The sequence below is a fragment of the Xanthomonas sp. WHRI 7065 genome, assembly GCF_040203115.2.
In the GTDB taxonomy this organism is placed as follows: domain Bacteria; phylum Pseudomonadota; class Gammaproteobacteria; order Xanthomonadales; family Xanthomonadaceae; genus Xanthomonas; species Xanthomonas arboricola.
Genome location: NZ_CP168194.1, coordinates 4,519,219 through 4,545,280 on the forward strand (window position 1 = coordinate 4,519,219; position 26,062 = coordinate 4,545,280).

15 protein-coding genes and 1 pseudogene are annotated in these 26,062 nt (G+C 61.6%); 8 read left to right on the forward strand and 8 right to left on the reverse strand.

Annotation, left to right across the window (positions count from 1 at the left end):
• Positions 1 to 246: 246 nt before the first annotated feature.
• From ABQY64_RS18850 to speA, 3 genes are all read right to left on the reverse strand, one after another.
• Positions 247 to 1,584 carry a glycosyltransferase gene (locus tag ABQY64_RS18850; protein WP_047129972.1) on the reverse strand — a complete coding sequence of 446 codons (1,338 nt, stop codon included), beginning with the start codon at positions 1,582 to 1,584 and terminating at the stop codon, positions 247 to 249.
• Positions 1,577 to 5,560, reverse strand: coding sequence for an amino acid adenylation domain-containing protein (locus ABQY64_RS18855; RefSeq protein ID WP_349780537.1), 3,984 nt, complete (start codon positions 5,558 to 5,560; stop codon positions 1,577 to 1,579). Before ABQY64_RS18855 ends, ABQY64_RS18850 begins: the two co-directional genes overlap by 8 nt.
• 893 nt (positions 5,561 to 6,453) lie before the next feature.
• Complete coding sequence (speA, locus tag ABQY64_RS18860) at positions 6,454 to 8,340, reverse strand: arginine decarboxylase (protein WP_349780538.1); 1,887 nt, start codon at positions 8,338 to 8,340, stop codon at positions 6,454 to 6,456.
• Positions 8,341 to 8,574: 234 nt separating this feature from the next.
• On the opposite strand from speA, the gene speE reads away from it, so the two are divergent.
• The gene (gene speE / locus ABQY64_RS18865) at positions 8,575 to 9,432 is read left to right on the forward strand and encodes a polyamine aminopropyltransferase (protein WP_024939717.1); all 858 of its coding nucleotides are present in this window, start codon (positions 8,575 to 8,577) and stop codon (positions 9,430 to 9,432) included.
• A 99-nt stretch (positions 9,433 to 9,531) separates the two neighbouring features.
• Here the strand turns inward: speE and ABQY64_RS18870 are convergent, their stop codons facing one another.
• Both ABQY64_RS18870 and ABQY64_RS18875 read right to left on the reverse strand, forming a co-directional pair.
• Positions 9,532 to 10,149, reverse strand: a complete 618-nt coding sequence (locus ABQY64_RS18870) for a PH domain-containing protein (RefSeq protein WP_349780539.1) — start codon at positions 10,147 to 10,149, stop codon at positions 9,532 to 9,534.
• Between the two features lie 206 nt (positions 10,150 to 10,355).
• Positions 10,356 to 11,177 (reverse strand): hypothetical protein, encoded by an 822-nt coding sequence (locus tag ABQY64_RS18875; RefSeq protein ID WP_349780582.1) that lies wholly within the window; start codon positions 11,175 to 11,177, stop codon positions 10,356 to 10,358.
• Between the two features lie 609 nt (positions 11,178 to 11,786).
• On the opposite strand from ABQY64_RS18875, the gene ABQY64_RS18880 reads away from it, so the two are divergent.
• On the forward strand, positions 11,787 to 12,461 hold the full coding sequence (locus tag ABQY64_RS18880; protein ID WP_349780540.1) for an RIO1 family regulatory kinase/ATPase: 675 nt from the start codon (positions 11,787 to 11,789) through the stop codon (positions 12,459 to 12,461).
• A 350-nt stretch (positions 12,462 to 12,811) separates the two neighbouring features.
• Here ABQY64_RS18880 and ABQY64_RS18885 read toward each other — a convergent pair whose 3' ends face one another.
• Entirely contained in the window at positions 12,812 to 14,794 is a 1,983-nt protein-coding gene (locus tag ABQY64_RS18885; RefSeq protein WP_349780541.1) for a beta-N-acetylglucosaminidase domain-containing protein, read from the reverse strand.
• Positions 14,795 to 15,108: 314 nt separating this feature from the next.
• Here ABQY64_RS18885 and ABQY64_RS18890 point away from each other — a divergent pair, with 314 nt between their 5' ends.
• Positions 15,109 to 15,243 carry a hypothetical protein gene (locus tag ABQY64_RS18890; RefSeq protein ID WP_349780542.1) on the forward strand — a complete coding sequence of 45 codons (135 nt, stop codon included), beginning with the start codon at positions 15,109 to 15,111 and terminating at the stop codon, positions 15,241 to 15,243.
• 4 nt (positions 15,244 to 15,247) lie between these two features.
• Here the strand turns inward: ABQY64_RS18890 and ABQY64_RS18895 are convergent, their stop codons facing one another.
• On the reverse strand, positions 15,248 to 15,586 hold the full coding sequence (locus ABQY64_RS18895) for a P-II family nitrogen regulator (protein WP_016904463.1): 339 nt from the start codon (positions 15,584 to 15,586) through the stop codon (positions 15,248 to 15,250).
• A gap of 191 nt (positions 15,587 to 15,777) precedes the next feature.
• Here ABQY64_RS18895 and ABQY64_RS18900 point away from each other — a divergent pair, with 191 nt between their 5' ends.
• The 5 genes and pseudogenes from ABQY64_RS18900 (at position 15,778) to ABQY64_RS18920 (ending at position 22,164) form a co-directional block, all read left to right on the forward strand.
• Positions 15,778 to 16,056, forward strand: a complete 279-nt coding sequence (locus ABQY64_RS18900) for an accessory factor UbiK family protein (RefSeq protein ID WP_039816672.1) — start codon at positions 15,778 to 15,780, stop codon at positions 16,054 to 16,056.
• A 15-nt stretch (positions 16,057 to 16,071) separates the two neighbouring features.
• Positions 16,072 to 17,121, forward strand: a pseudogene (locus tag ABQY64_RS18905) (YifB family Mg chelatase-like AAA ATPase); the annotation flags it as partial.
• A gap of 254 nt (positions 17,122 to 17,375) precedes the next feature.
• Positions 17,376 to 18,044, forward strand: coding sequence for a hypothetical protein (locus tag ABQY64_RS18910; protein ID WP_349780543.1), 669 nt, complete (start codon positions 17,376 to 17,378; stop codon positions 18,042 to 18,044).
• A gap of 1,284 nt (positions 18,045 to 19,328) precedes the next feature.
• A complete protein-coding gene (locus tag ABQY64_RS18915) occupies positions 19,329 to 20,207 on the forward strand; it encodes a hypothetical protein (RefSeq protein WP_349780544.1) in 879 nt (292 codons plus the stop codon).
• A 1-nt stretch (position 20,208) separates the two neighbouring features.
• Positions 20,209 to 22,164 carry a hypothetical protein gene (locus ABQY64_RS18920; RefSeq protein ID WP_349780545.1) on the forward strand — a complete coding sequence of 652 codons (1,956 nt, stop codon included), beginning with the start codon at positions 20,209 to 20,211 and terminating at the stop codon, positions 22,162 to 22,164.
• 538 nt (positions 22,165 to 22,702) lie between these two features.
• Here the strand turns inward: ABQY64_RS18920 and ABQY64_RS18925 are convergent.
• A complete protein-coding gene (locus tag ABQY64_RS18925) occupies positions 22,703 to 26,038 on the reverse strand; it encodes a VPA1262 family protein (protein WP_349780546.1) in 3,336 nt (1,111 codons plus the stop codon).
• Between the last annotated feature and the right edge of the window lie 24 nt (positions 26,039 to 26,062).

The window sequence follows — 26,062 nt, forward strand, 5'->3', positions numbered from 1 at the left end:
ATGCGACGATGCCGGCGCCGGCGCTGGCCGCATTCGCCAGCTCGGATCAGCAACGCAGACGTTGTTTCCGCATCACTCAGTCGTGCAGGCATGGCCCGGTCGACCACCTATCGGCGACAGCAACACCCCAGCGCCCACCCGTGCAACAGCCGAAAGTCTTCGGTGAGGCCAGCCGCATTGCTGCAGCCAATCCAATATTGACGCTGTAGCTCCCCCACAGCGTCAACCATCACGCATCGGCCTGTGTCACGCGACGGCCTGCTGCTCGATCCGCACGGCCGGCGCCACCGACACCGCCGGTTGCAGCAATCCCCAGGCTTCCAACTGCTCCACCGCACGGCCGATTCCGTCCTCCTCGCGGATGCGCTGGCCCAGCGCGCGTGCCGCTGCGCGCATGCTCGGCGCGCTGGCCTGGCCGATGGCATCGGCCAGGGTCTCAGGCTGCAGCCCGACCCGTGCAAGCGCCGGCGGGGCGACGCCGCGTTGCGCCAGGCAGTGCGCCCAGAACGGCTGGTCGTAGCCGAACGGCAGCACCACCGACGGGATCCCCGCAGCCAGCGCCGCACCGGTGGTGCCGGCACCACCGTGATGCACTGCCACCGCCACCCGCGGAAACAGCCAATCGTGCGGTGCCTGTTCCAGCTGGAAGAAGCGCTCGGCATCGTCGGATGCGTCTTCCGCGGCCGCCAGCCCGCCCCAGCCGCTGGCCAGCAGCGCACGTTGACCGGTCAGACGCACCGCTGCCTTGACGATGGCGGTGAGCTGGGCCGCATCGCTGCTGATCATGCTGCCGAAGCCGATATACAGCGGCGGCGGGCCGGCCTGCAGAAACGCCTGCAGCGCGGCCGGCGGCTGCCACTGCGGCTGCGGCAACTGCCAGAACCCGCTGACCTGGGCCCGGTCCGGCCAGTCCGGCGGACGTGGGCACAGATGCTCGCTGTAGCCATACACCACGCGCTGCGCACTGCGATCGGGGCCACTCCACGGATATGCCGGCAGCCCCAAGGCCGGGCGCACGATGCCGTTGAGCGCCGGGCGCATCAGCTGCCAGCCGGCAAAGCGCACCGCGTGATGCAGCGCCACGCTCACCAGCCCGGGCAGGCGCACGGTGGGCATCACCATCAACGGCACATGCCGCGAGGCGGTCAGCGGCTGCAATTGCGTGAATACCACCGGCAGGCCATAGGCCTGGCCCAGGCTATGCGCCAGCAGGCTGGCGCTGCCGACGCCGAGAATCAGGCCGGCATCGGCACAGGCCGCGCGGCCCTGCTCAGCCCAGTCGCGCGCCCACTCCAGCAGCTGCGCACGCAAGGTGCCCCAGATGCCGCGCCAGCCACCGCGCATCTCGGCGACATCCGGATGGCCCTGCAGCAGTTTCTGGTGGTCGCCGCTGAGCGGGAAGAAGTCCAGCCCATTGGCGCGGATCAGCGCTTCGAAGTTGGCGCTGGTCAGCACCCGCACCGGGTAACCGCGCTCCTGCAAGCCACGGCCCAGCGCGATGATCGGGCGCACATCGCCATGCGTACCCAGGGTGGCGATCAGCACCGGGCGCTGGCGTCCCGCGTTGAAGGAAGACTCAGGCATATTCGGCCACCCCGTCACTGGCGGTGGCGATGCTGCCATCGCGTTGTGCGGCTTTCGTGGTGGCCGCGTGCAGCAGTGCGCTGAGCGTGGCCGAATGCGTGGACGACAGCATCGAGTGGTGGTCGCTGTCCAGCACATGCAGCTGCAGGTTGCGCACATACGGGCGCCAGGCCTGCGGCCGGTAATCCACCCACACCGTATCGTCGCCGCCGGAAGTCATGCGCACGCTCGCTTCGACGAACACCACATCCTGGTCCAGCGGCTTGGGACGGTGACGCCGCGCCAGATGCAGGTGGTGCTGGGTCATGCCGCCCATGTCGTCCAGCAACGTGGGGCGTTGCTCGAGCAGCTGGCGCACTGCGGGCAGGTCGTTCAAGCCGTAGTGATCGCACAGCAGGCTGGCCAGTTCGGCCACCGTGGTCGGCATCGGCTGGCCGTGTGCCAGATGCAGGCCCAGCGCATGCACCGATGCACGCACGTTTTCCGATTCCGGCAGCGACGCGGCCTGCTCCAGGTGCGGGTAGCTGTCGAGCATCGCCAGCAATTCGACTTCTTCGCCCAGCGCATGCAGTTCGGCAGTGATGGCATGCGCGATCAAGCCGCCCAGCGACCAGCCGATCAATCGATACGGCCCCTGCGGCTGTACCGTGCGCAGCCGCGCCAGATAGTCACGCGCGATCGCATCGATGCTTTCCGGGCGATGCTGCGGGTCGCTCAAGCCCGGCGACTGCAAGGCATACACCGGCCACTGCGGATCGAGCTGACCGAGCAAGGTGAGATACGACCAGCCCAGGCCGACCACCGGGTGGATGCAGAACAGCGGCGGCGTACCCGGGGTGCCCGCACGCAACGGCAACAGCACGCCGAGCGGGTCGTTCGGGATCTGCGCGTTGCGCTTGATTACCTCGGCCAGGCCGGCAATCGTCGGCGCATGGAACAGGGTGCCCAATGGCAGTTCGACACCGAACGTCTGCGGGAAGCGTGCGGCCATTTCCGCCGCGCGCAGCGAGTCACCGCCGAGCTCGAAGAAGTTGTCTTCGACACCCACCACCTCGATGCCCAGCACGTCCTGCAGCATCGCGGCCAGCTGGTGTTCGAGCGCATCGCGCGGCGCCACATGCGCGCGCTGCGGCAGCGCACCCGGCGACGGCAAGGCGCGGCGATCCAGCTTGCCATTGGGTGTCAGCGGCAGTGCCTGCAATGGCACCCACAAGGTGGGAATCATCGACGCCGGCAGGCGCTGCTGCAGATGGACGCGCAACAGCTCGGGTGATGGCGTTGCGCCATGCTTGCCCACCACATACGCCAGCAACTGCAGTGCGTCGTGGTCGCCATCGCGATGACCGACCACCACCGCCTGCGCCACTTGCGAATGCAGCAGCAAGGCGTTTTCGATTTCGGCCGGCTCCACGCGATGGCCGCGGATCTTCAGTTGCGCATCTGCGCGGCCGATGAATTCCAGCATGCCGTCGCGGCGCTGACGCACGCGGTCGCCGGTGCGGTACATGTTGCTGCCGTCGTCGGCGAACGGGTCGCGCACAAAGCGCTCGCTGGTCAGCTGGCGCTTGCCGCGATAGCCCTTGGCCACGCCCGCGCCACCGATGTACAACTCGCCGATCGCGCCGGTCGGCAGCGGTTGCCGCTGCGCATCGAGCACATAGACGCGGGTATTGAGTAGCGGCCTGCCGATCGGCGGGGCGGCAGCGTCGGTGAGCTGCAACGGCATGATGGTCGACCAGATCGTGGTTTCAGTTGGCCCGTACAACTGGGTCAGGCGCCCGACCCGGCTCAGCAACTGGGTCGCCAGTTCCGGCACCAGGGCTTCGCCGCCGACCAGGGCGTGGATGCGGTCCAGCGCCAGATCCTGATTGGCAAGCAGGATGCGCCACAGCGACGGAGTGGCCTGCACCATGCTGATCTGCTCCTGCGCGATCAGCCGCGACAGGCTGCGTGGATCGTGGGTGATGCCAGCCGGTGCGATGACCACACGCGCGCCCACCAGCAACGGCAGATACAGCTCCAGCCCGGCGATATCGAAGGTGATGGTGGTGACCGCCAGCATGCGGTCGCGCGGACGCAACGCAAGCTCATGCTCCATCGCATGCAGGAAATTGAACAGGTTGCGATGACTGATTTCCACACCCTTGGGCGCGCCGGTCGAGCCGGAGGTGTACAGCACATAGGCCGTACCGTCCGGCGTGGCCAGCGGCGCGATCGCCGCCGGCAACACGGCCGGGCACGGGTCCAGCCAAACCATGCCGCCGAGCAGATAGCGCTCGCACAACGCCGGCTCGCAGACCAGCGCGATGGCACCGGAATCGTTGAGCATCTGCCGGTTGCGTGCGGCCGGGCTTTCCGGGTCCAGCGGCAGGTACGCCGCCCCGCTCCACATCACCGCCAGCAAGGCCACCAGCAATTGCTCGCTGCGCGGCAGCGCGATGGCGACCACATCGCCGGGGCGGACGCCATCGGCCACCCATTGCGCGGCGATGCGCGAGGCCAGTTCGCACAGCGTGGCATAGTCCAGGGTGCGGTTGTCGTATTGCACCACCACTGCCGCCGGCATCAGCTCGGCACGCTGCAGCATGCCGTGCAGTAGCGTGGCCGGTTCCGGCAGCGCTGCGGCGGTGGCGTTCCAGGTCTGCAACAGGCGGCGGCGTTCCGCATCGCCCAGCACATCGATCTGGCCCAGCGCGCATTCCGGATCTGCCAGCACCGCATCGGCCAGATGGGTCAGGCGACGGCAGTGCTCGGCCAGCTCGTCGCTGTCGTACAGCGCCGGATTGGCATCCAGATCGAAGCGCAACGCGGCACCATCGCCGCGCTCGTAGCAGAAGATGGTCAGATCATCGGCCGGGCCGTTGGAGAGGTTATGCGGCATCGCATAGGCCTGGCCAAAGCGCAGTGCGTAATCGAAGGCTTCGATGTTCACTGCCAGGCGTGCGAACTTCTGATCGATCCCGAACATGCCCAGATCGCGGCGCACGTCCTCGAAGCGGTATTGCTGATGACGCAGCGCATGCCTGACCACCGAGGACACCTGCGCGAACAGCGCATGCACCGGCTGCTGCGGATCCATTTTCAGGCGCAGTGAAATCACATTGGCCACCAGGCCTGCGGTCTGCCGGTAGCGCGCATTGATGCGGCCGGTCACCGGCATGGCCAGCACCAGATCCTCGGCTCCGGTGCAGCGGTAGTAGTACGCGGCGATCAGCGAAATCAGCATCTGCGGCAGGCTGGCACCATAGTCCTTGCCGAGTGCGCGCAGCCGCACCACCTGCTGTGGCGAGAATTGTCCGGTGCCACGCAACAACCCGGTCGACAGGTGATTGCCCGGACGCGCCAGGGTCGCCGGCGGCGGCAGATCGGCCAGCTGCTGCATCCAGTAGCTGCGGTCGCGCTGAAAACGATCGGAGTCGCGATACTGCTGTTCCAGCTCGATCAGCGACAGCGCGCTGCCGTATTGCGCAGGCTCCGGCTCGATGTTTTCTGCGTAGGCGTTATACAGCACCGCCATGCGCTGCATCATGATCGAGGCGCAATAGCCATCCATCACCAGATGGCTGACGCATTGCACCCACATATGATGGTCTTCGCCAAGGCGGAACACCGCGCAATGCCATAACGGCCCGTTCTGCAGATCTTCCGGCTTGCGGATTTCTTCGTCGACCCAATGCTCGGCGGCGTTGCGCGGGGAAGGATCTTCGCTGACGTTGAAATACGGAATCGCGGCGGTGTATTCGGGCAAGACCACCTGATGCGGTACGCCGTCGTGCTCGGCGATGCATAGCCGCAGCGTGTCGAATTCGCGCGTCAGCTGCATGCTGGCGCGGATCAGCAGCTGCGGATCCAGCGGGCCGAACATTTCCAGGGCTTCGGACAACATCAAGGTGTTGTCGGTATGCAACTTGCTGGCGACCCACAGGCCGCGTTGCGCTTTGGTCAGGGGAAACACGGGAGAGGCGTCGGTGTGCATTGCGTGCATCCTTCTTGTGTGGCGCGCAGTCGCCCGGTGCGCCATGTCCGCAATGCGGTCAGTGGGACGCCGGATCAGCACCTGGCCTTGAAACGTGGGGTAAGAGACACCGACGACCGCCAGCGCATGCCGGCGATATACGATGGAAACGCACAATGGGAACGCATCACGAAGCGGCGTGCAGCGTCGATACAACGACGTGCACTGACTTTCCTAAAACACTTGTTTCCCGACAAGTTAAACAAACACTAACAATTAGCCGCCGCGATAAACCGTGCAAAAATCACGAAATCCGCGTCGCCCGCAAAAATTTTTTGCCGAAGTGTGATTTCAACTAGTGTTCTGGATGCATACGTCTACAGATCGCGTTTTTCGCGCGTTGCACGCTACGGAACAGACCGCCATGCATCGCGCAGCAATCCGGCGAAGGCGTTTTTGCCGGGAATTTTGCGTGTTTCATGGCGCATCCTGGACAGCATGCACCAAGACCACTGCATGCAGCGGCATTGATTTTATTGCGTTACAGGGACAACCATTCCGCAAGACACAGCGCTTTTTTTGAATGCCGTCTGCAACCGCATGGTCACACGACGGTTATTTGATTGTCATTGCCACGCCGCGGCGATCACGCATGCACAGGTGTTGCTGGTGATAGCCTGACGCTGACTTGAGCGGATGGTGTTGGTCGTCGCACGTCGTCGCCGGGGCAAGACGTTACCGGGCTCGGCCAGGGCGCGCAGAAGCCAGGGCGTCCGGCAATGGCACCGGGTTCGGACCCTGAGCCACGCCGCATTACGGCCGCACAGCGGTGCTGCGGGCCGTCTCGTCAATGCATTGCGCGCGAAGGTGAAACAGAATGGCGCGCCACGGCCTCGGCCGCAGCGCGCAGTGCCTCAGCCCAACGGTTCGTCGGACAGATAGGTGTAACCGGTCAACCCTGCTTCCAGCGCATCGCTCAATTCCTGTGCGCGCTCGGACGACAGCTGCGCGGCGGCAATGCGCTCGGCATAGGTCGCACGCAGCGTGTCCAGCTGATAGCCCACGTAGTCCAGCATCACATCGGTGGTATCGCCGCGGCGCTGCTGCGCGATGCGATAGCCATCGCCGTCCACGGCCACTTCCACCGCATCGGTATCGCCGAACAGGTTATGGATATCGCCCAGGATTTCCTGGTAGGCACCAACCAGGAAGAAGCCGATGCGATAACTCTCGCCCGGATTCAACGTGTGCAGCGGCATCGAGCTGTCCAGGCTTTCGTTCTCGACGTAGGTCTTGACCATGCCGTCGGAGTCGCAGGTCATGTCGGCGATGATGCCGCGCCGCTGCGGCGCTTCGTTCAAGCGCTCGATCGGCACGATCGGGAACACCTGGTCGATCGCCCACACATCCGGAATCGACTCGAACACGCTGAAGTTGACGAAGTACTTGTCGACCAGCCGCTCGTTGAGCTCGTCCAGCACCGGGCGATGGCTCTTCTCGTCGAAACTCAGGCGTGCACGCACGCCATGCGCAATCGCATAGAACAGGTCATCGATACGCGCGCGGTGGGTCAGGTCGATCTGGCCCAGTGCGTACGCACTCAAGCCTTCGGCATGGAAGTGTTGCGCCTCCTGGAACAGTTCCACCGCCGGGCGCACATCGAGCTCGTCGTGGATCTCGCGCAGGTGGCGGATCGCTGCCGGCTCGTCGTCGTGCGCGTCCGGCACGCGGCCTTCCGGCGCCTGCTCCACTTCGGACACGTTGGCGATCAGCACCGCGTGGTGGGCGGTCATCGCGCGGCCGCATTCGGTGACGATGCGCGGCGGGGTCAGGCCGTGCTCTTCGCAGGCGCTGGCCAGCGGCTGCACGATGTTGCTGGCGTAGGAATGCAGGCCGTAATTGATCGAGCAATAGCTGCGCGAGCGCGTGCCTTCGTAATCGATGCCCAGGCCGCCGCCGACGTCCACATGACTGATCCTGGCGCCCAGCCGCGACAGCTCCACGAAGTAGCGCGTGGCCTCGCGCATGCCGTTGGCGATGTCGCGCACATTGGAGATCTGCGAGCCCATGTGGAAATGCAGCAGCTGCAGGCTGTCGGCGTACTCGGTGTCGCGCAGGGTCTTCCACAGGTCCAGCACCTGCCGTGGCGACAGCCCGAACTTGGCCTTGTCGCCACCGCTGTTCTGCCACTTGCCCGCGCCAAGCGAAGCCAGGCGCATGCGCACGCCCAGACCCGGCTTCACGTCCAGCGCGCGCGCCTCCTCCAGCACCAGCTTCAGCTCGGAGGGCTTTTCGATGACGATGAAGGTCTGCAGGCCGAGCTTGCGGCCGATCAGCGCCAGGCGGATGTATTCGCGGTCCTTGTAGCCGTTGCAGACGATCAGCCCGCCCGGACGCGACAGCGCCAGCACCGCCATCAGCTCCGGCTTGCTGCCCGCCTCCAGGCCGAAGCCGTCGCCGTGGTGGCTGGCCAGCGTGCCGGCCACGCCGCGATGCTGGTTGACCTTGATCGGGTAGACGGCCGTGTAGCCGCCGGCGTAGTCCCATTCGGATTGCGCCTGCGCGAACGCCGCCTGCAGCTTGCCCAGGCGCTGGCCCAGGATGTCCGGGAAACGCACCAGCAGCGGCAGCTTGGCGCCGGCTGCGCGCGCGGCGTCCACCACCTCGGGCAACGACACCGACGGACCGTCGCTGGTCGGCGTGACCACCACATGTCCGGCGTCGTTCACATCGAAATACCCGTCGGCCCAATGCGGGATCGAATAGGTCTTGCGGGCTTGGTCGAGGGACCAATCGCTCATTTCGCTGACTCGGCTGGGGCAAAAAGGGCGTGAAGTGTAACGCCTGGCACGCGCAGGGTCCGTTACAATCCGCGCCGACTTCACGCCCTGCTCCTGATTGGAGCGGGGTTGGCGGGGGTTCGGGATGGCCGCCAGCAACTTGCCTGTGCGCGGCTGCGCCCGACCCTCATCCGGCGCTTTGCGCCACCTTCTCCCAAGTGGGAGAAGGAACAGCCCCATCTTTCAGGACCTTGCATGAGCGCCAACGACAACTGGTACATCGAACACTTCCAGCCGACCGGCTCGGCGATCGGCTTCCGCATCAGCGGCAAGCTGGACGAGGTGCAGTCCCCGTTCCAGAAGATCGAGATCTACCAGACCACCGACTGGGGCAAGCTGATGCTGATCGACGGCGCGGTGATGCTGACCAGCCGCGACAATTTCTTCTATCACGAGATGATCAGCCACCCGGCGCTGTTCACCCACGCCGCGCCCAAGCGCGTGGTGATCATCGGCGGCGGCGACTGCGGCACCCTGCGCGAGGTGCTCAAGCACCCGGGCGTGGAAAGCGCCACCCAGTGCGACATCGACGAGCAGGTCACCCGCATGTCGGAGAAGTATTTCCCCGAGCTGTGCGATTCCAACCACGATGCGCGTGCCGAGCTGCTGTTCGACGACGGCGTGGCCTACATGGCCAACTGCCCGGCCGGTAGCGTGGACATCGTGATCGTCGATTCCACCGACCCGGTCGGCCCGGCCGAGGGCCTGTTCAACAAGGCCTTCTACGAGAGCTGCTTCAAGGCATTGAAGGACGACGGCATCCTGGTGCAGCAGTCCGAGTCGCCGCTGGCGCTGCTGGAGCTGATCAAAGAAATGCGCACCGAAATGGGCAAGGCCGGCTTCCAGTCGTTCAAGACCCTGCCCTTCCCGCAGCCGTGCTACCCGACCGGCTGGTGGAGCGTGACCATGGCCAGCAAGCAGGCCAACGCCGATTTCGCCTTCCGCCAGGACGCCGCGCAGGCCAAGGGCTTCGAGACGCTGTACTACACCGCGCACCTGCATACCGGCGTGCTGGTCGCACCGCCGTTCGTGGCCAAGGCACTGGGCGAGTAAGCGCGGCTCACGCACCGGAGCGCGCCGCCAGCGGATGCGGGCGGCGCGCCAGTAATCACGGCCAGGCCGGGCCGTGACCAGGCAACCGTGCCGAGCGCCCTACAACCGCGCCAGCACCTCGGCCTTCTTGGCGTCGAACTCTTCCTGGGTCACCAGCCCCGCATCCAGCAGCTGCTTGAGCTTGCTCAGCACCTGGATCGGATCGTCCGCGTCCGCGGCCGCTGCCGTGCTCTGCGGTGACGAGGACGCGCTGCCCTGCGCGGTGGGTGCGTGCACCACCACGCCACCTGCCGATGCGCGCAACTTGTCGAACTCCAGCTGCTGGCGCTTTTCGTAGGCCGATTCCTCCACCTGCTGGGCATAGGCGTAGACCCGCCGCGCCTGCTTCTTGGGCAGGCTGTCGATGGACAGGTAACCGCCCTGCGTGGTGCGGCACATGATCGTCGCTCCCAGCATCTGCTCGCTCATATGCACGTCGAGCACCTCGCGCCAGGGGACATCGCGAAACGTCATTCCGAACAGCGTGGGGTGCACCACGATGAATCTGCGAGTGGTCAGCACCACCGCGGCGGGCGACAGGTTCACCACCATTTTCTTCTGCACCGCGATGTACTCGACCTGCTCGTCCCGCGTCAGCAGCTCGTTCACCTTGGGAAGGATCTTGCCCACGGCCGTCGGGTCCTGCTCGTCCGTCAAAAACTGCGCCAATGCGTCCATCTGCCCTCGCCAACGGCTGAGTCAATGCGTTGACCGTGACACTACAACAACCCGCATGGATGCCCGTGCAACGCCAATGACCGTATGCGGCGCGGCTACAAGGTGCGGCCTCAAACAGAATTGCCGTCTGCCAAGTCGCTGTTGAACTACATCTGACGCAGAAGGGCGGATGCTGCCGCCCGCCGTTCCTGGATCGTTCGCTTACATTAGAAGCGGACTTCGAGTGCCGCGTTCAGTACTTCGGCACGATTGATGGTGGTGTCTTCGGCGTAGTCATAGTAATCGTTGGCGTAAATGTAGTTGGTGTACATCGCGCTCACACTCGCGTGCTTGCCGATATCGACGCCCAGGCCGAGGCTCGCGTAGCCACCGTAGATTTCATCAATCATTTCTGCGACCTCCGCATACCATGAGCCAATACGCACCACAGCAAACAGTGGAGTGTCACCAAAGTTGAAGCGGGCCGTACCACCGATGCCGCCAAACTTCACTGCTGGAATAAAGACATCGTCGGTCGAGTCTCCGCGGTCCAGGCGCCCAACCGATCCCTCGAGCCCGATCAACGTCACCGAGCCGGCACGCCAGCGATAGCCGGCACTGAGGCCAAGCATGTCCTGCTTGTAGCCACTGAACACCTCGCCCCTACCACGCTGCACGCTGATAAACGCGCCGCTGTTGATACGCGATTGCTCGGTCCGCGCAGTGCCCGTTGCTGGTACTGGCGCTGCTGCGTACGCCGGCGCAGGCGGCGCATCTACCGCAGGCGTCTGCGCCGTGACGGTGGCAAATCCGCCGGTCTGGTCGACCACACCTGCACTTCCGCTTCCACCGACGGCGGTCCGCGCGCCGCCGGCTTGCGACGGACGCGACTGCGGCGCTGCCGGCGCAGGGGCCTCCTGCGTACCGGCCTGCGGCTGCTTTTGCTGCTGCCGGTAGCTATCCCAGCCGCGCGACAGCGATTGCGCTGAAGCCTGTGCCGTGACGCCAAGCGCCGTGCAGGCCAATAGCAGTGTTGCAGTCCTTTTCATCGTATTCCCCATGAGTGGTCCCCCATCGTTCCCGCATCCGTGCGCGCGCGGGCGAACCCGACGGCGTCTGGAAGTGGCGCAGTTGCTGTCATCTCTCCGGGGGCGTCCCCGCATCACTGCAATGCCCAAGGCACCGGCCGTGGCACACCGGCGTGGATGTGCGCGACGCGCGCGTGATGCAGCCCCCTGACCGCAGCGCGCACAGTGTCTGGAGTCTCATTGCCTGTCAAGAAGCGGCGAGACGCATATCCAACCGCACTCTGCCGGGGTGAGCTTCGACATGTTCCGCCACTACCGATCCGCCGCGAGCCGATCGCCAGCTCCCATTGCGATCGAGCGAGATCGCACCGCGGCCGTGGTGCCGCGTGTGGCCGCCCAGTGCATCGGCAGAGCGCTCCCGCGTGCCGTCCGATCCGGTGATTTTGCAAAACCCGAGTGATTCAACCGCTTGAATAGCAAGGCTGTTCCATGTCCGGAACATTTCATTTGTTAAACAAATGTAATTTCAGTACTCGCAAGTTCTAAAATTCACCGGACCGATCCCTCGCGATCATCGTGAACCTGCCAGACGCGTGATTCCTCCGCGCCGCCAAGGTCCGGAGACTTGCCATGCATTACCAGCCGCTGGACACCTCCAGCCTGCAAATCGTCACGCCCGTGCTGCTCAAGCAGGGCACCCGGCTGCTCGAGCCCAACGTCTATCGCACGCATCTGGATGGGCAACTGGCGGTGGTCAAGGACTACAGCCGCTACCGCCGTACGCTGCTGGCGCCGATCGCGCGGCTGATGGTGCGGCACGAGGCCAAGATGCTGGCCCGCCTGCACGGCTGGCGGCACGCGCCGGCCCTGCTCGGCACGCTGGGCAGCCTGGCGCTGGGCATGGAGTTCATTCCGGGCGACACGCTCAGCGCCAGTGCGGTGGTGGGCCAGGAAGTGTTCCAACAATTGCAGCAGGCGCTGCGCCGCCTGCACGCCGTCGGCATCACCCACAACGATCTGCACGGCACCAATGTGGTGATCAGTGCCGGCGTGCCGGTGCTGATCGATTTCACCTCGGCCTGGCGCTTCCCGCGCTGGTTGCGGCGCGGCACGCTGGCGCGGCAACTGCAGCGCAGCGACCTGGCCAATTTCCAGAAGATGCGCCAGCGTCTGGCCGGGATCGCGCCGACCGCCGACGAGGCCGCACGCAGCGCCGAGCCGCGCTGGGTACGCACCATCCGCAGCAGCTGGAAGCGGCTGTATCGGCACCTCAAGCGCGATGCGCAGCCAACCAGTGCCGACTGAAACCCGCTGACCGGCAGGCCGCGGCCACCCGCCGCCAAGGCAGCGCGCGCCGGGCGCGATGCCTGGCCGGTAACGTGCAACCGCGCCCTGCATCCAGCACCCGCACCTGCGCAACAACGCATTCGATCTGCGTCCCGCATGCTGATCCGGCGTCGTGGGCCACACCCGCCGGGCTGCAAGCCTGGCCATCCCGATGCCACGCCAACGGTGCGCCAATCTTCCTGGCGAGCAATCGCCAGGTGGTGCGCAACGGCGCGGGAAACCACAGTGGACAGGGGTACGCGCCGATGCCGTGCACCGGCGGCGCCCTCCAGGCGGCTAACCCGTCGACCGGTCGCCGCCCCGGCTCCTCACTGCGCGCCGGCCGCTTCGGCTGCCGCCGGCGCGCTGTAGGCGATCAGTTGCGGTGCGTCGGCGACGAAGCGGTCCAGCACGCCATCGGCGATCTTGACCGGACCACCGAAGCGCGTGGCGCCGGGGATCGAGGGGATCGCCGCGGCTTCGGCGGCGATCCGCTTGGCATCGGCAAACGCAACTGCCGCCTGCGCGTCACCGCGATTGGCGGCATCCAGCCCGGCTGCGGTCTGCTGCAGCGCGCGGCCCCAGCCTTCCATCGCCTCTAGCCAGGGGCGCGATTGTTCCGCAAAGCCCTTGTCGGCCACGCCTGCACGAATGGTCTGCGGCGCGGCCGCGAACGCGTCGGCCGTGCGCGCCAGCTCGGCGATGGCCTGGCTGCGCGCTGCCGCATCGCCGAGCGCAATCGCCTCACGCACATGGTCGAGCACGGCCTTCAGCCGCGGCGCCTGTTCCTGCCACGGCTGGCTGCCGAAGGTCGGCGCCAGATGCTGGGTATCGAAGAAGGTCAGCAGCGCAGCGGTCACCTGCGCGTCACCACCGGCCAGGTCGCGTGCGGCCGCATGCCAGGTGCGCTGGGCGTCGTAGCCGGTGTCGTTCCAGGCGAAGGCGGTCAGCCCCATCACCGCGACCCGGCTGGGCACTTCCTGATTCATCGGGTTGGAGACGATGCCGGACAACTCCGCCGACAGGCCGGCCTCGCGCCGCGCATACGGCGCCATCAGCAGGCGCCCGGCCGAGGTTTCGAAATCGTTGACCGGGTAGTTGTCCCACAGCAGCGTCTTGCGGCCGAATGCCTTGGTCGCCGCGCGTGCATCGGGAATGGAAATGGCCGGCGGCACCACGTCGGTGCCGGTCCACTGCACCACGATCTTCGGGTCCAGATGCTTGCGCAGCGCTTCCTTGTACGGGCTTTCCTTGGCGTCGTAATACTCGGTCGGCACCATGATCAGTTCCGAGGCTGCATCGTGGCGGGCGACCAGATCGGCCTGCACCAGGTTGAGCAGATGCGACTGCGCGATACCGGCCGCCTGCGCGCCGGACGCACCGAAGGTGGTCTTGTCGCGCTCGCAGTTCCACTTGGTGTATTCGATATCGTCCAGCGCCACGTAGAAGCTGCGGACGCCCAGCGCACGGAAGGCATCGAACTTGCGCAGCAGCGCCTTGGCATCGGCCGGATCGGAGAAGCACACCGTCGGCCCCGGCGAGATCGCATAGACGAAGTCGACATGGTTGCGCTTGGCGGTGGCCGCCAGTTTGCCCAGCGCCTTCAGCGTTGCGGCCGGATATGCGTCGCGCCAGCGATCACGCGCGTACGGGTCGTCCTTGGGGCTGTAGATGAAGGTATTGGCCTTGCTGCGGGCGAGGAACTCGATGTGCTTGCTGCGGTCGGCCATCGACCATGGCGCGCCGTAGAAACCTTCGATGGTGCCGCGGATCGGCATCGCCGGATGATCCTGGATCGCCAGGGTCGGAATGGCCGGGCGCTCGACCAGCTGGCGCAGCGTCTGCGCCGCATGGAACAGCCCGTCGTTGTCATGACCGGCCAGCGTGATCAGGCTGCCGGTGCCGAGCGCCACGCTGGCGAGCGTATAACCCTCCTTGTGGGTGTCCTGCACCGCCTTGCTGCGGGTCAGCGCATCGCGCACCACTGTCGCCTCACCGGTGCCGAGCACGATGTGCGGGCGGTCGAGCGTGGCCGGCAGACGCGCCGCGGTGGCGATCTTGGTGACGCCGGCCGTACCGAGGATGCGGCGTACCAACGCGACCGACTCCGGATCTGCGCCCGGCGCCACCACCAGCACCACTGATTGCCCCAGCGTGACGGTGCCACCCTCCAGCGTGATCGAGACCGGGGCGGGGAAGATCGCCGGCTGGGTGACCGGCTCTGCCAGCGCGGGGACTGTTGCCGCTGCCAGGCCTGCTGCCAGCCAGAGCGAGAGCGGGCGCAAGCCCGACTTCCTATCGCGTCGCTTCATCCCCGAACTCCGGTATTGAAATGGTATTAGGCCCTAGAGTAGGCAAGTCGTCGCGTGGCGACAAGCGGGCCGGTCTTGGGACACTCAAGTCAGACCGGAAGCCGAAAAGCTTGGTCGCGGGCATGACGCCTGTGCCGCTGCTGGCCCCAGGTGCTGGATCCACTCTTCGGTATTGAAATGGTATGAGTAGGCTGCGTGGCATGGCACCGCTCGGGTCGTATACCAGGCCAGCTGCTCGGGTGAAATCGAGCCGACTCAACGTTTCTCAGCTGCGTCGACCGCCGATGCCAGATGCCGCCTGTCCACGGCGAACAGTGACCCACGACGCAGTGGTGGACGCCGTGGCGCTGCGTCGCGGCAATCCGCCGATGACGGATGCGGTATCTCAGCAACCGGCCAATCGCCTGAGCACCAACGGCGCAATGTCGGCCGAATGCGCTGCCCACTGACGCCTTACAGCGCGTCGCTGTCCAGTTCGCCGGTGCGGATGCGCACCACGCTGCCCAGGTCGTAGACGAACACCTTGCCGTCGCCGATCTTGCCGGTCCCGGCCGCGGTCACGATGGCTTCGACCACGCGCTCGGCCTGGTCGTCGGTCACCGCCACTTCGATCTTCACCTTGGGCAGGAAATCGACCACGTATTCGGCACCGCGATACAGCTCGGTGTGCCCCTTCTGGCGCCCGAAGCCCTTGACCTCGGTGACCGTGATACCTGCCACCCCGCAGCCGGCGAGCGCTTCGCGCACATCGTCGAGCTTGAACGGTTTGACGATGGCCATGATCATTTTCATCGGTGCAGATCCAGCGGCAAGACAGGGCGCGCAGCATACCGTGGACGGCCGTAACACTCACCCAGCGGCGCGCGGCCGTCACCGCGGCCGACAGTCGAATGGGACTATCCTTACCGCCTGCCGACTGCCTTGCCGATGTCCCGCGTGTCCCGGCCTGCACTAGGCTTCCTACGGACCTGCGGAGAACATCCATGATCGATTTCAACCAGCTCGACGACCTCGCCCGCCGCCTTAGCGACCTGGTGCCGCCGGGCCTGCGCCAATCGCGCGAAGAACTGCAGAGCACCTTCAAGGGCGCGCTGCAGGCCGGCCTGGGCAAGCTGGACCTGGTCACCCGCGAAGAGTTCGACGTGCAGCGCGCGGTGCTGCTGCGCACGCGCGAAAAACTCGACGCGCTGGAGCAGGCCGTGGCCGCGCTGGAGGCCCGTGCGCCTGCGACGCCGCCCACAGCACCACCTGCCGCTCCCTGACCAGGGCCCTCCACCATGAGTCTGGCGCTGGTGCACAGCCGTGCCCGCGTGGGGGTGCATGCGCCTGAGGTTCGGGTGGAAGTGCATCTCTCCGGCGGGCTTCCCTCCACCCAGATCGTGGGCCTGCCCGAGGCCGCGGTGCGCGAATCGCGCGAACGGGTGCGTGCGGCGCTGCTGTGCGCACAATTCGAATTTCCCGCCCGGCGCATCACCATCAACCTGGCGCCGGCCGATTTGCCGAAGGAAGGCGGCCGCTTCGACCTGCCGATCGCCCTCGGCATCCTGGCCGCCAGCGGGCAGATCGATCGCCAGACCCTGGCCGACTACGAGTTTCTCGGCGAGCTGGCGCTGACCGGCGAGTTGCGTGGCGTCGATGGCGTGCTGCCGGCCGCGCTGGCTGCCGCGCAGGCCGGGCGACGGTTGATCGTGCCGCTGGTCAACGGTGCCGAAGCGGCTGTCGCCGGGCATGTCGAGGCCTTTACCGCACGCACGCTGCTGGAAGTCTGCGCCGCGCTCAACGGCAGCCAACCGGCGCCCGCTGCCGAGGTGGCGATCCCGGCGCTCGGCGTGCGCGCGCTGCCCGACATGGCCGATGTGCGCGGCCAGCCGCACGCGCGTCGCGCGCTGGAGATCGCCGCTGCCGGTGGTCACCATTTATTGCTGGTCGGCAGCCCTGGCTGCGGCAAGACTTTGCTTGCCTCGCGCCTGCCCGGCCTGTTGCCGGAATCCAGCGAGGCCGAGGCACTGGAAACCGCTGCCATCACCTCGGTCAGCGGCCGCGGGCTGGATCTTGCGCGCTGGCGGCAGCGGCCCTACCGGGCCCCGCATCACACCGCCAGCGCGGTTGCGTTGGTCGGTGGCGGCACGCATCCGCGCCCCGGCGAGATCTCGTTGGCCCACAACGGCGTGCTGTTTCTGGACGAATTGCCCGAGTGGCAGCGGCAGACGCTGGAAGTGTTGCGTGAGCCCCTGGAATCGGGCCTGGTGACGATCTCGCGCGCAGCGCGCAGCGTGGATTTCCCGGCACGGTTCCAGCTGGTTGCTGCCATGAACCCGTGCCCATGCACACGTAACATGCTGTGCTAGGATCGTCAACGTAACGACAATAGCGTGGACATATGGCGTCCTTGGAAGTAGTGAACTTAGCCAGCCCGCTCCCGGCGATCACTGATGAAAAGGTATCTTGGCCGTCCACGGATGGGCTCTCAGCCACACCGGTACCGCTTCTCTTTTGGAGTGATGGTACGCCTTGGCGAGAAGCGAATTTGTGGATCGCTCAGAAAGCTATCGGCACAAAATTTGCGACGTTGAGCTCCCTCATGTCGCATCTTCTGGCATTCGCGAAATGGTTAGAACGAACGGGTATGACCTGGTGTCATTTCCCAGCACTCGAAAGTGAGCGATGCCTATATAGGTTTCGTGGGGCACTCAAGACGGCCCTGGATTACGGCGAAATTTCGCCCCACACGGCGTCCAACCGGATGCGCGCGATGGTCCAGTTTTATAGCTGGGTCTCGATGGTAGGCCTTTTGTCGCCCGATTGGCCGATGTGGAAGGAGCGAAGTATTGGTATTCGGCTTCCTGACAAATTTGGCTTTGAGCGCACATTGATGACGCGCACGACGAATCTAGCCATATCCGCCAAGCGCGCCGTCGGGGAAAAGCTAGAAGATGGGCTCTATCCGGTCACCAAGAGCACGGAGCGCGAAATCCTACGGTTCGTTAAAAAGAACGGATCGATCGAGCTCTTCCATATCCTGAGTATCGGATTCAGAACAGGGATGCGTCTAGGGACAATTGCCGATCTAAAGGTTGCGTCACTTCAGCGTGCAACTGCTGATCCGCTAATGGCAGGATTCTTCCGAGTGCAAGTCGGCCCGCTGGCTCATCCACCGGTAGCCACTAAGAAGGGAGTGAATGGCGCATCCGTATTCACGAAGAAGATCGTGAATCTTTATTGGATTACGCAGCATCCTCGCGTCGCCTGAAGCGCCAAGCACGCGCCGCTTTGAAGGACCGGAATCTCGTTTTCCTCACGAGGGCTGGCCGCCCGTATGCAGGATCCGATCAAAACAACTACCGAGCGGTGGAGATGGAGCTTTCTCGGCTCAGAAGGCTGGCCATTCAACTTGGTAACGGATGCCTAGTCGACTTTCGCTTTCACAGATCTAGAGCATCGTTCGGATCAAACGTCGCACGTCTTCTCCTCTCAAAGTTGCCCACAGACTCCGCACTACAACTTCTACAGGAGCTAATGCTGCACGCTGAAATCGCAACGACACTGAGATATGTGAAGTTCGCGGAGCGAAGTATCGCTCTTGAAGACGCCTCTGACGCTTTCACGAGAGAATTTCTAAAACTGGCGGATCGAAATGAGCAACACGATCCCTGACCTAACTTTTCCCTCGCTACCATATGGAACGAATCAAGTACCCCTAGATCTTCGGCATCATCTATACAGGGGGCTCTCGGGCCAGAACTCGGATAAAGCGCGCGGGGCAATTGAAATGGGTACCTGCGGAAAGCCTGATATAAATAGGCTCCCCCTAGTTACCGCGCTCCACGATGCAATCAGGTCTCGCATAGCGCTTGGCCAGCCTGTAGTCTCAACGCGAAATACCTGTAAGTGCTTGCGTTACTTCTTTGCATGGTGTGACGCCAACGACAGAGATGCGACAAAGGAGTCCGCGGCTCAGGATTTCTACGCTTGGGCTGAGTACCTACTAACGCGAACGCAAGCCAATCCCGTTCCAAGAATAGAATCTTCTATAAAACCGTACGCCCTTGGACGAGGCAGGCATAAAAAAGAGGTAATTAGGGCCAGTACGGCGAACGATATTGCGAGCTTCGCGTCCTTGGCTATATCTGAAGCGCTTGGCATGACGCGTCCGCTCATTAGGTACACCCGCCTACCAGAAGCGGCACGAGCACAGAGAAAGCCATATAGCGACTCGGACAAGCTTTCTTCTGAGTCCGCATCGTCGTTTGGGAGTACCCTGCTCAGAATCTGCGATGAGCTCACGCTCAGTAAAGCGCTCGGGCAATTGCCCGTGCGCATCGAGCTAAGCGAAGGAACTGTACTCTTAGAGTGGTGCAAGCTTAGACCGCCAGAGAACATCCTCGCATTGGGTGACCACCGAACCGTCGGAGAAAGGAACGCTGTTCTGAAATCACGCAAAGCGTGGGAGAACGATAGAACCATCCGAACCCGGTACCCAGTAGTAAATCTTAGGATCGAGTGCGAACTACTATTATTCCTGTCGCAGACCGGAATGAACCTCGCTCAGGCACACCAACTCAAACGCCGTAAGTTCGCATATCAGACGCAAGGCGATCAGATTATTGTTACAGCAAGTTATAAAGGACGCAGGGGCGGAACCGTAAATTTCCAGGTTTTTCGAGAATATCGCAAAATCCTCAAAAGATATCTTTCGTGGATTGAGAGATTCATCCCGGTCGACGAGGACGATCGCCTATTCCCGTTCCATTACCCATCAGCCATTCCTGCCCCGGACTGTCCACCGAACTTCAGTTCAACTCGGCTCAAGTTCGAACGCTTGGGCATCGAGTGGGTGGGTCCTCGCAAGCTCAGGAATCATCGGGTCAACTGGATTAAAGGCTACACTGGAAGCGACGCGGTCGCTGCGGAGAGCGCACAACACACGAAGCAGACGCTCCGAACCATCTACGCAAAGCCGAATCACGCGACAGCAGCGCGAGAGATCGCGCGCTATCACCGTTCAAGCCAGGTTTGGCAAGAGCCGCCTGCACCTGGTCGTTGCGTTAGCAATGGAGCGACTCCAGCCACTGCGCCCAATACTCCCGAGGCGGTCCCCCCCCCTGACTGCGTGAGCCCATCCGGATGTTTGTTCTGCATCTACCATCGTGATGTCAGCAGCCAGGACTACGTGTGGTCGCTTGTGTCCTACCGCCGTCTCAAGGTGCTCGAAATGGCCAGCCATGCACCACCTGCAACCGGCACAGCTCCCGTTCCTGCGGAGGTGATCGTCAGCCGAGTCACGATGAAGCTGGACGCTATCTCGAGCTCAAGCGCCATCCGCTCGACATGGGTTACGGAAGCCTTGTCGCGACTCAAAGAAGGTAACTATCACCCTGGTTGGTCCGCTTCAATCAAACTCATGGAGATCTAGCTTGGAAGCGCGTATGCAAAACAGTTTCTTCTTGAAATTCCTGAGTTCGGGCATCGACGACAACGCACCCAACTTTCGACTGCGCGACTGGCCACCTGCTCCAGACCAACCCGTTACACTTGATTCCGACGGCTTTGTTCTAAACAGGTATTCCGATTCAACCTGGGATATTTCCCATCACTGCAGTCGGGCTTATCGACTGCATTTCCGAGATGCTGCACATCTACGCATTCAGAAGGTTAGCCCTGAGAATGGCGCTTTGTTTAGGCTCTGCTTGGCGTGGTGGTGGTGGGGACCGCATGCGGTCTCCAGAGCCAGGGAGTTGGAAGCACGATTTCGAGCTCTGCGTCCAATCTTCGAGCTATGCACCCAACACGGTATAAGTGCAGATAGATTCCACAAATTCCCGAAGCTCATCTCGCTCTATAAGGCAAAGTTGAAGCCATCACAGGCGGCCACCGCTATTCGCTTGTTGCATGACGTATTCGAGGCACAAAACGAACTTGGCTTCATTCTGGCGACGAGGGAGCAGATTGCCGAGCTCACCGTTGAAATTCCGACGCACGTGAAGGTGCAGACCCCGTACGTTCCGCCGCGCATATGGCAGTTGCTCGCCAACAGGACTAAGGAGATCATCGAAGAATTCCATGACCACTCGGATGAGTTCGTCAAGTTATTTCAAGCCAACGTGGATGTTAGGACTTCAAGCGGCGCCGCCGCGTCTACGCTAATTAGCGATTACCCCGGCGTGGTCAGGGCGATGTGCAGGTGGTTGAAAGACCATTGCGACGGCCGTTTCCCGGTCAACACAATTTCCGCTTATGCAAGCCTTGTTTCACTGTGCTGCCATGTGCAGATCGTTCTCTATTCCCTCATGCGGGTAGAAGAAGCATGGTGCTTGCCATCGGACTGCTTCATCACCGAACGAGATAGCACTGGGGAGTTGGTCTTCTCAGTGCGGGGCGACTCCACCAAGACAATTCTCGACAGCGATGCCAGGTGGATCGTTGCCGAGTCTGTAGGTAACGCGGTATCCGCCGCGCAGAAGATTGCGCGGCTTCGCCTCAGAGCCGGCCAAGCAAGGGGCGTGCTTGGACCAGAGGCTGACGCTCCGGATGCCCCGCTGTTTCCACGATCATACGAGCCTTGGGGTGCCGGCTCCGGGAGACCACTAGCTCGATTCCTAAATGTTCGACACGCCGCTCAGGAATTAAAAAGAGAACTGCGGCGCTATAATATATTCGCTGGTAATGAGCTAATGATCACGAACGAAGATTTTGAGATCAGCCGTTTGATGAATCCAATGGCCAACCCCGAGATCTTCGCCGTTGGAAAGAGATGGCCACTTGCGTGGCATCAACTTCGTCGCACAGGCGCTGTCAACATGCATGCATCCGGCCTTGTGAGTGACGCGAGTATTCAATATGAGCTCAAGCATACCCATGCAGCAATGTCTCGATACTATGGCCGCGGACATCACCTGTTGGGTGGCAATCTTAACAGCAAGGCCAAGCAAGAGTACGTGCGAACCATGTATGAGATGCTAGCGCGCGAGTTTTCAAGCCTTAGGAATGACACTTACGTAAGCCCCTATGGTAGTGAGCATAAGGGACGTATCCTCACTATGACGTCAGCACGGGAGCATACCCAGTTGCTCAAAGAGGCTAAGAAGGGAACCATTGCCTACCGAGAGCATTTGCTCGGCGGATGCACCAATCCCATGCCTTGCGATAAAGGCGGTTTTGAGAGCGTCGCCGCCTGCGGAAGCGAAGGGAATCCTTGCGAATGGCTTCTTTACGACAGAAGAAAACTCCCCCGCTACCGGGAGTTGTTGGGTGATATAGAGTCACGAATAAGGAATGCAACCCCAGGCCAGCCACTTCACAACGCCCTTACTGTGCAAGAAAGGGCCGTGCGCGCCGCTATCAGGATATGCGAGGACCAAGATGCCGCGTAAGCCAAGTGCAGAGAACAGCTTTAGAGAAGCATTTGAACGCTTGAAAACTAATATTCCCCAACGCTTACCCAAGGGAAGTGTTCCACACGAAGCAAACGTTGCACGCGAGGCAGGAGTTAGTCCATCTGCCCTCAAGAAACATCGTTTCCCTTCGCTGGTTGCAGAAATTCAGCAGTGGAACAAAGAGCATGGGATTGATAAATCGTTGAAGCCCAGGGCATCTGAAATTGAGGGCCGGCAGACGAGCAGATCTCTTCGCGAAAAAATTAGGTCGCTGACCAACCAGCGAGACGCGGCCTTATCACTTTTGGTTAGCGCGGATACCAGAATACTGGCACTTACTTTGGAGTGTGAGCGATTGCGCGCGGTTGAGAATAGCTCCTCCGTAGTCTCCTTTACTGATAGACGGAAGGTACGGAACTGAAGACTGATATGGCAGCAGAGTCGGTGGACCTAACCAACATGGTAGGCCATCCGCTTTGGGCAGAATGTGGCCTTCCCATTCCGACTTGATCGACGCCGTTGTCTTTACTTAGCTTCATCCGATGGCAGTGCGAATAATGTGGCGTAGCCCATGAGATCTGATCTGATCGGGGTCGCCTTTTGCGTAGGTCACCAACTGAGCGCTACTGACGACTTGCCTATCCGAGTCAGGAAATCGATCAATAACTGACTCACATTCCTGAACAAGATCAACTAGTGGCTGATTAGCCTCTGCATCTACTAGCGCCAATATTCTTCGCGAGAGTGAGTAGAGCCATAGGTTGACCCCATGTGCACAGCTATATGATTGCCAACTTATCTGGGAGCTAAACGGCAGTCGAATGGTTCGCGCCAAACTGTCGAAGATGCTGCGCAGCGCGCCAACGATCACTTCTCGCCCTTCTGGTGCAAGGAGGGATGTAAGCACCGCAAGCTCGTCGGTAAAGGCACCATCCGCCTCAATCGTAAAATGCAAGCTCTGTCCTTTCAGCGCATTACGCCACTGCGTCATAAGATCGTTGAGCCATTCCTGAGAAATTTGTGCTGGGTCTATAACCCTATGCTCAAGCATGGGAAGCAGCAGTGACTCAAGGATCCACGGAGTAAAGTGATGCAGCCTGCCCAGACGTCCGCGCACAGGCTCAAGGATATCCTTAAGCTCCCTGTCTGTTAGCTGCCCATCAAGCGACTCGGTAAACTTTGATATCAGATAGGGCTTGGACCCTGCCTTCGCGAAATTGGCCTCATTGATCATCCAGCAGAGGATCGTTCGCTGCGATCCAGCCGGTATGACCATGTCGATCTTCGAAAGAGAATCAATGCCCCATACGCCAGAGTTAATAGCGTCTTTAAAAGCATGCAGGCCCACCCAAGCTACTAAACCAGCTTCACTTTTCATGAGCGCATCGATCTGTGAGGGAAGCTTTTCAAAGCTCAAACACAGACATATGTGTCTGAACGCCTCGACGACTAGCGCATGCGAGCGCTCGTCTTTAATTGGAGATGCACATATGCTGGCAATAAATTCTACAAGCGCTTGCGGAGCATAGGCCCAGAGCAGTTTCAGCGCATAGTAGTCGCCCCATGATGTGTCAACAGGTGAATAAGGAAAAATAGCATGGGGCTCATAACTCGATAGCAGCAAAGAACTGAGGTCTTGAGACCTGTACAACTCAATATTCAACAGTGCGTTCCGCATCCGCGGCGGCAACGCTCCGTCACGCAATGGACTCAGATAATCAAGCAAGGAATTCTTAAGCTCTTCCGAGAAGGGCGTATCTCTCTTGGTGTAAAAATCGCCCGCAGGGGAGTTAGCAAGCACGAAGCCCATTGCGTCCCAAGCAGAATTGAAGTCTTCAAGAGATAGACCTTCAGTCCACAGCTTGGATGCGACGCTATCAAATATTCCATGGTCCAGGTGGCCGTCTGTGACCGTCCCTTTGGCCTCCAGTTGTCCCATCAGATCCTTTCCAGACAGACCGGCTAGTTCTTGGTCATCCAGCCACCAGGCAAACACATCGCCTGCACGAGGCGCCTCAACGAACGAGGACCGATGGTGCAAGCCCTCGGCCTCTTTTCCTTCATCTTCGCAGTGCGCCGCTGTTGTCGAGTCAAAAATTAGCTTCGCGGTCGGAACTTGCTTGCCATCTCCATGCAAAGTGCTCTGGATGATGTGGTCAGCGTAGTCGAAGACGTGAGGTATGACATCCAATGGAATAGGAGTTGCCAAGAGGGGATAGCTTTCGTTGGCCCTTTGAATGGAATTCGAGAGATGATAGCCCCCAAGCGGCTTTCCAGTAGATGATCGAATCAGGATCATACGGTCGTGGATCTTGCTGTCAGGAACGGCTAGGACCTTCAGGCGAACATTGCCAAAATACCCCCTTCTCCACTCATTGCACTTATTTATAAGGCGTTCCACCCGCCCGGACTGATTGACCAGCGAACTGCCCTCGTCTTTCGGTGCTTTCACCGAGATGTCATCGTCCTTAGCCGCCTTCTCTGTGGTGATGATGAGATAGTCTCCTGTTGAGGTTCCCATTCTATGAAGCAGTTCAACGCCTACGTCCTCCATAAACGGATCGATCCATGCAATTTGAGCATCATGGTGCTGATCGAAGATCTCGCGAAGCCAATCTGTCAGCCGTAGGCGGCTGGTGCCGCCGCTATCGGCAAGTTTCAGGAAGAATTGGCCCTTGGAGGGCTCAGGGAAAAGTTGCTTAATGCCATCTTCAGTCAGGCGATTCAATTCTACCCAGGGGTCCGACCAGTGCCCTCTTATGACTGAGCGAGAGGTACGAATAGCACGCTCCACTCGCCCCTTCACCTCCAGCTGTGGCCTGTCCCTCTTTGGAACTTGCTTCTCCAGCCAGCCCAGCTTTCCGTCCATGCTGATTGGCTCAATCATGTGCGTACTTAGGTTCACGCTGCCGACGAAGTAGCTGCCCGTCTGAAGCACGAGGTATGATGCGATTGGCCCGTTGCTTAATGCATAGATTTCCAATGTGAAAGACGTAAATGACCGGTTCTTGATTGCCTCCATCCTAAAGCTGTGCTTCAGTGGAAATTCCTTCTCCTTGTCCAAGACCGTTGTATAGGTCGCTTGGATGCTGTCATCGCTTTGTGCATTCAGTACTAGAAGGAGATCTGACTTTTCGCGGGTCAAAGGTTCGAACAGCTGGATGGTGGCGTCACAACCGCTCAACGTTATGTCGTACTTACTCCTCTCTGTCCGCGTCAAGCTGGGCGAACAGATGAACTCAAAGTCCCCGATCCGCCAAGCATCCAATGCCGTGAAGTCCAGACCAGTATCGGCGTTTAACGACAGCAACGCGGCGGCGGCGATTGTTCGCTCTGAACCTCCCATGTGATTGAAAACTACCGCTTTGCCTTCGGACGACATCGCAGCGCTATCCACGCTTGCATAGCTCGTTGGACTGAGCCGGCTTGTACGGAACCGGAAGTAATCGCGTGTCGGCAAGTGCATAACGGGGCGGGCAAAAGGGTTCGCCCCAAATATCGCCTCACCGATTTTCGCAGCCAACTTATCATTGAGTTGAATACCTGCCATTTTACTGGCCGAGCTCAGGGGCTCGCCGGCAATGAAGTGCTCAAGAAACATTTTGATTCGAAGTGCAGATGTATGCAGCGTCAGCGCATGAGTCTTTGCCGAACCACTCTCGGACGTTGAGGTTTTGCTGGTTGTCGTCCCACTCCAGCTGTCTGACTGGTACGTACCTGGCAACGATCGGCCGTACAGAAATCTTAGCTCAGACGAGTGGGGCTCTTGGATTTCTAGCACCCATATCTGAGTTACAGTGAGATAATTGTCATAGCCGAAGAGGTTGTGAAGCCTAAAGTCTGAAAAGAGATCGTTGAGACCATAAGGCATAGCGGATCCTTGTGCTTGTCGATG

Bases quoted from the DNA above. Each gene is read 5' to 3' on its own strand.
- ABQY64_RS18850 (WP_047129972.1), bottom strand. From the start codon at position 1,584: ATGCCTGAGTCTTCCTTCAACGCGGGACGCCAGCGCCCGGTGCTGATC.
- ABQY64_RS18855 (WP_349780537.1), bottom strand. From the start codon at position 5,560: ATGCACACCGACGCCTCTCCCGTGTTTCCCCTGACCAAAGCGCAACGC.
- speA (WP_349780538.1), bottom strand. From the start codon at position 8,340: ATGAGCGATTGGTCCCTCGACCAAGCCCGCAAGACCTATTCGATCCCG.
- speE (WP_024939717.1), top strand. From the start codon at position 8,575: ATGAGCGCCAACGACAACTGGTACATCGAACACTTCCAGCCGACCGGC.
- ABQY64_RS18870 (WP_349780539.1), bottom strand. From the start codon at position 10,149: ATGGACGCATTGGCGCAGTTTTTGACGGACGAGCAGGACCCGACGGCC.
- ABQY64_RS18875 (WP_349780582.1), bottom strand. From the start codon at position 11,177: ATGAAAAGGACTGCAACACTGCTATTGGCCTGCACGGCGCTTGGCGTC.
- ABQY64_RS18880 (WP_349780540.1), top strand. From the start codon at position 11,787: ATGCATTACCAGCCGCTGGACACCTCCAGCCTGCAAATCGTCACGCCC.
- ABQY64_RS18885 (WP_349780541.1), bottom strand. From the start codon at position 14,794: ATGAAGCGACGCGATAGGAAGTCGGGCTTGCGCCCGCTCTCGCTCTGG.
- ABQY64_RS18895 (WP_016904463.1), bottom strand. From the start codon at position 15,586: ATGAAAATGATCATGGCCATCGTCAAACCGTTCAAGCTCGACGATGTG.
- ABQY64_RS18900 (WP_039816672.1), top strand. From the start codon at position 15,778: ATGATCGATTTCAACCAGCTCGACGACCTCGCCCGCCGCCTTAGCGAC.
- ABQY64_RS18910 (WP_349780543.1), top strand. From the start codon at position 17,376: ATGTCGCATCTTCTGGCATTCGCGAAATGGTTAGAACGAACGGGTATG.
- ABQY64_RS18915 (WP_349780544.1), top strand. From the start codon at position 19,329: ATGAACCTCGCTCAGGCACACCAACTCAAACGCCGTAAGTTCGCATAT.
- ABQY64_RS18925 (WP_349780546.1), bottom strand. From the start codon at position 26,038: ATGCCTTATGGTCTCAACGATCTCTTTTCAGACTTTAGGCTTCACAAC.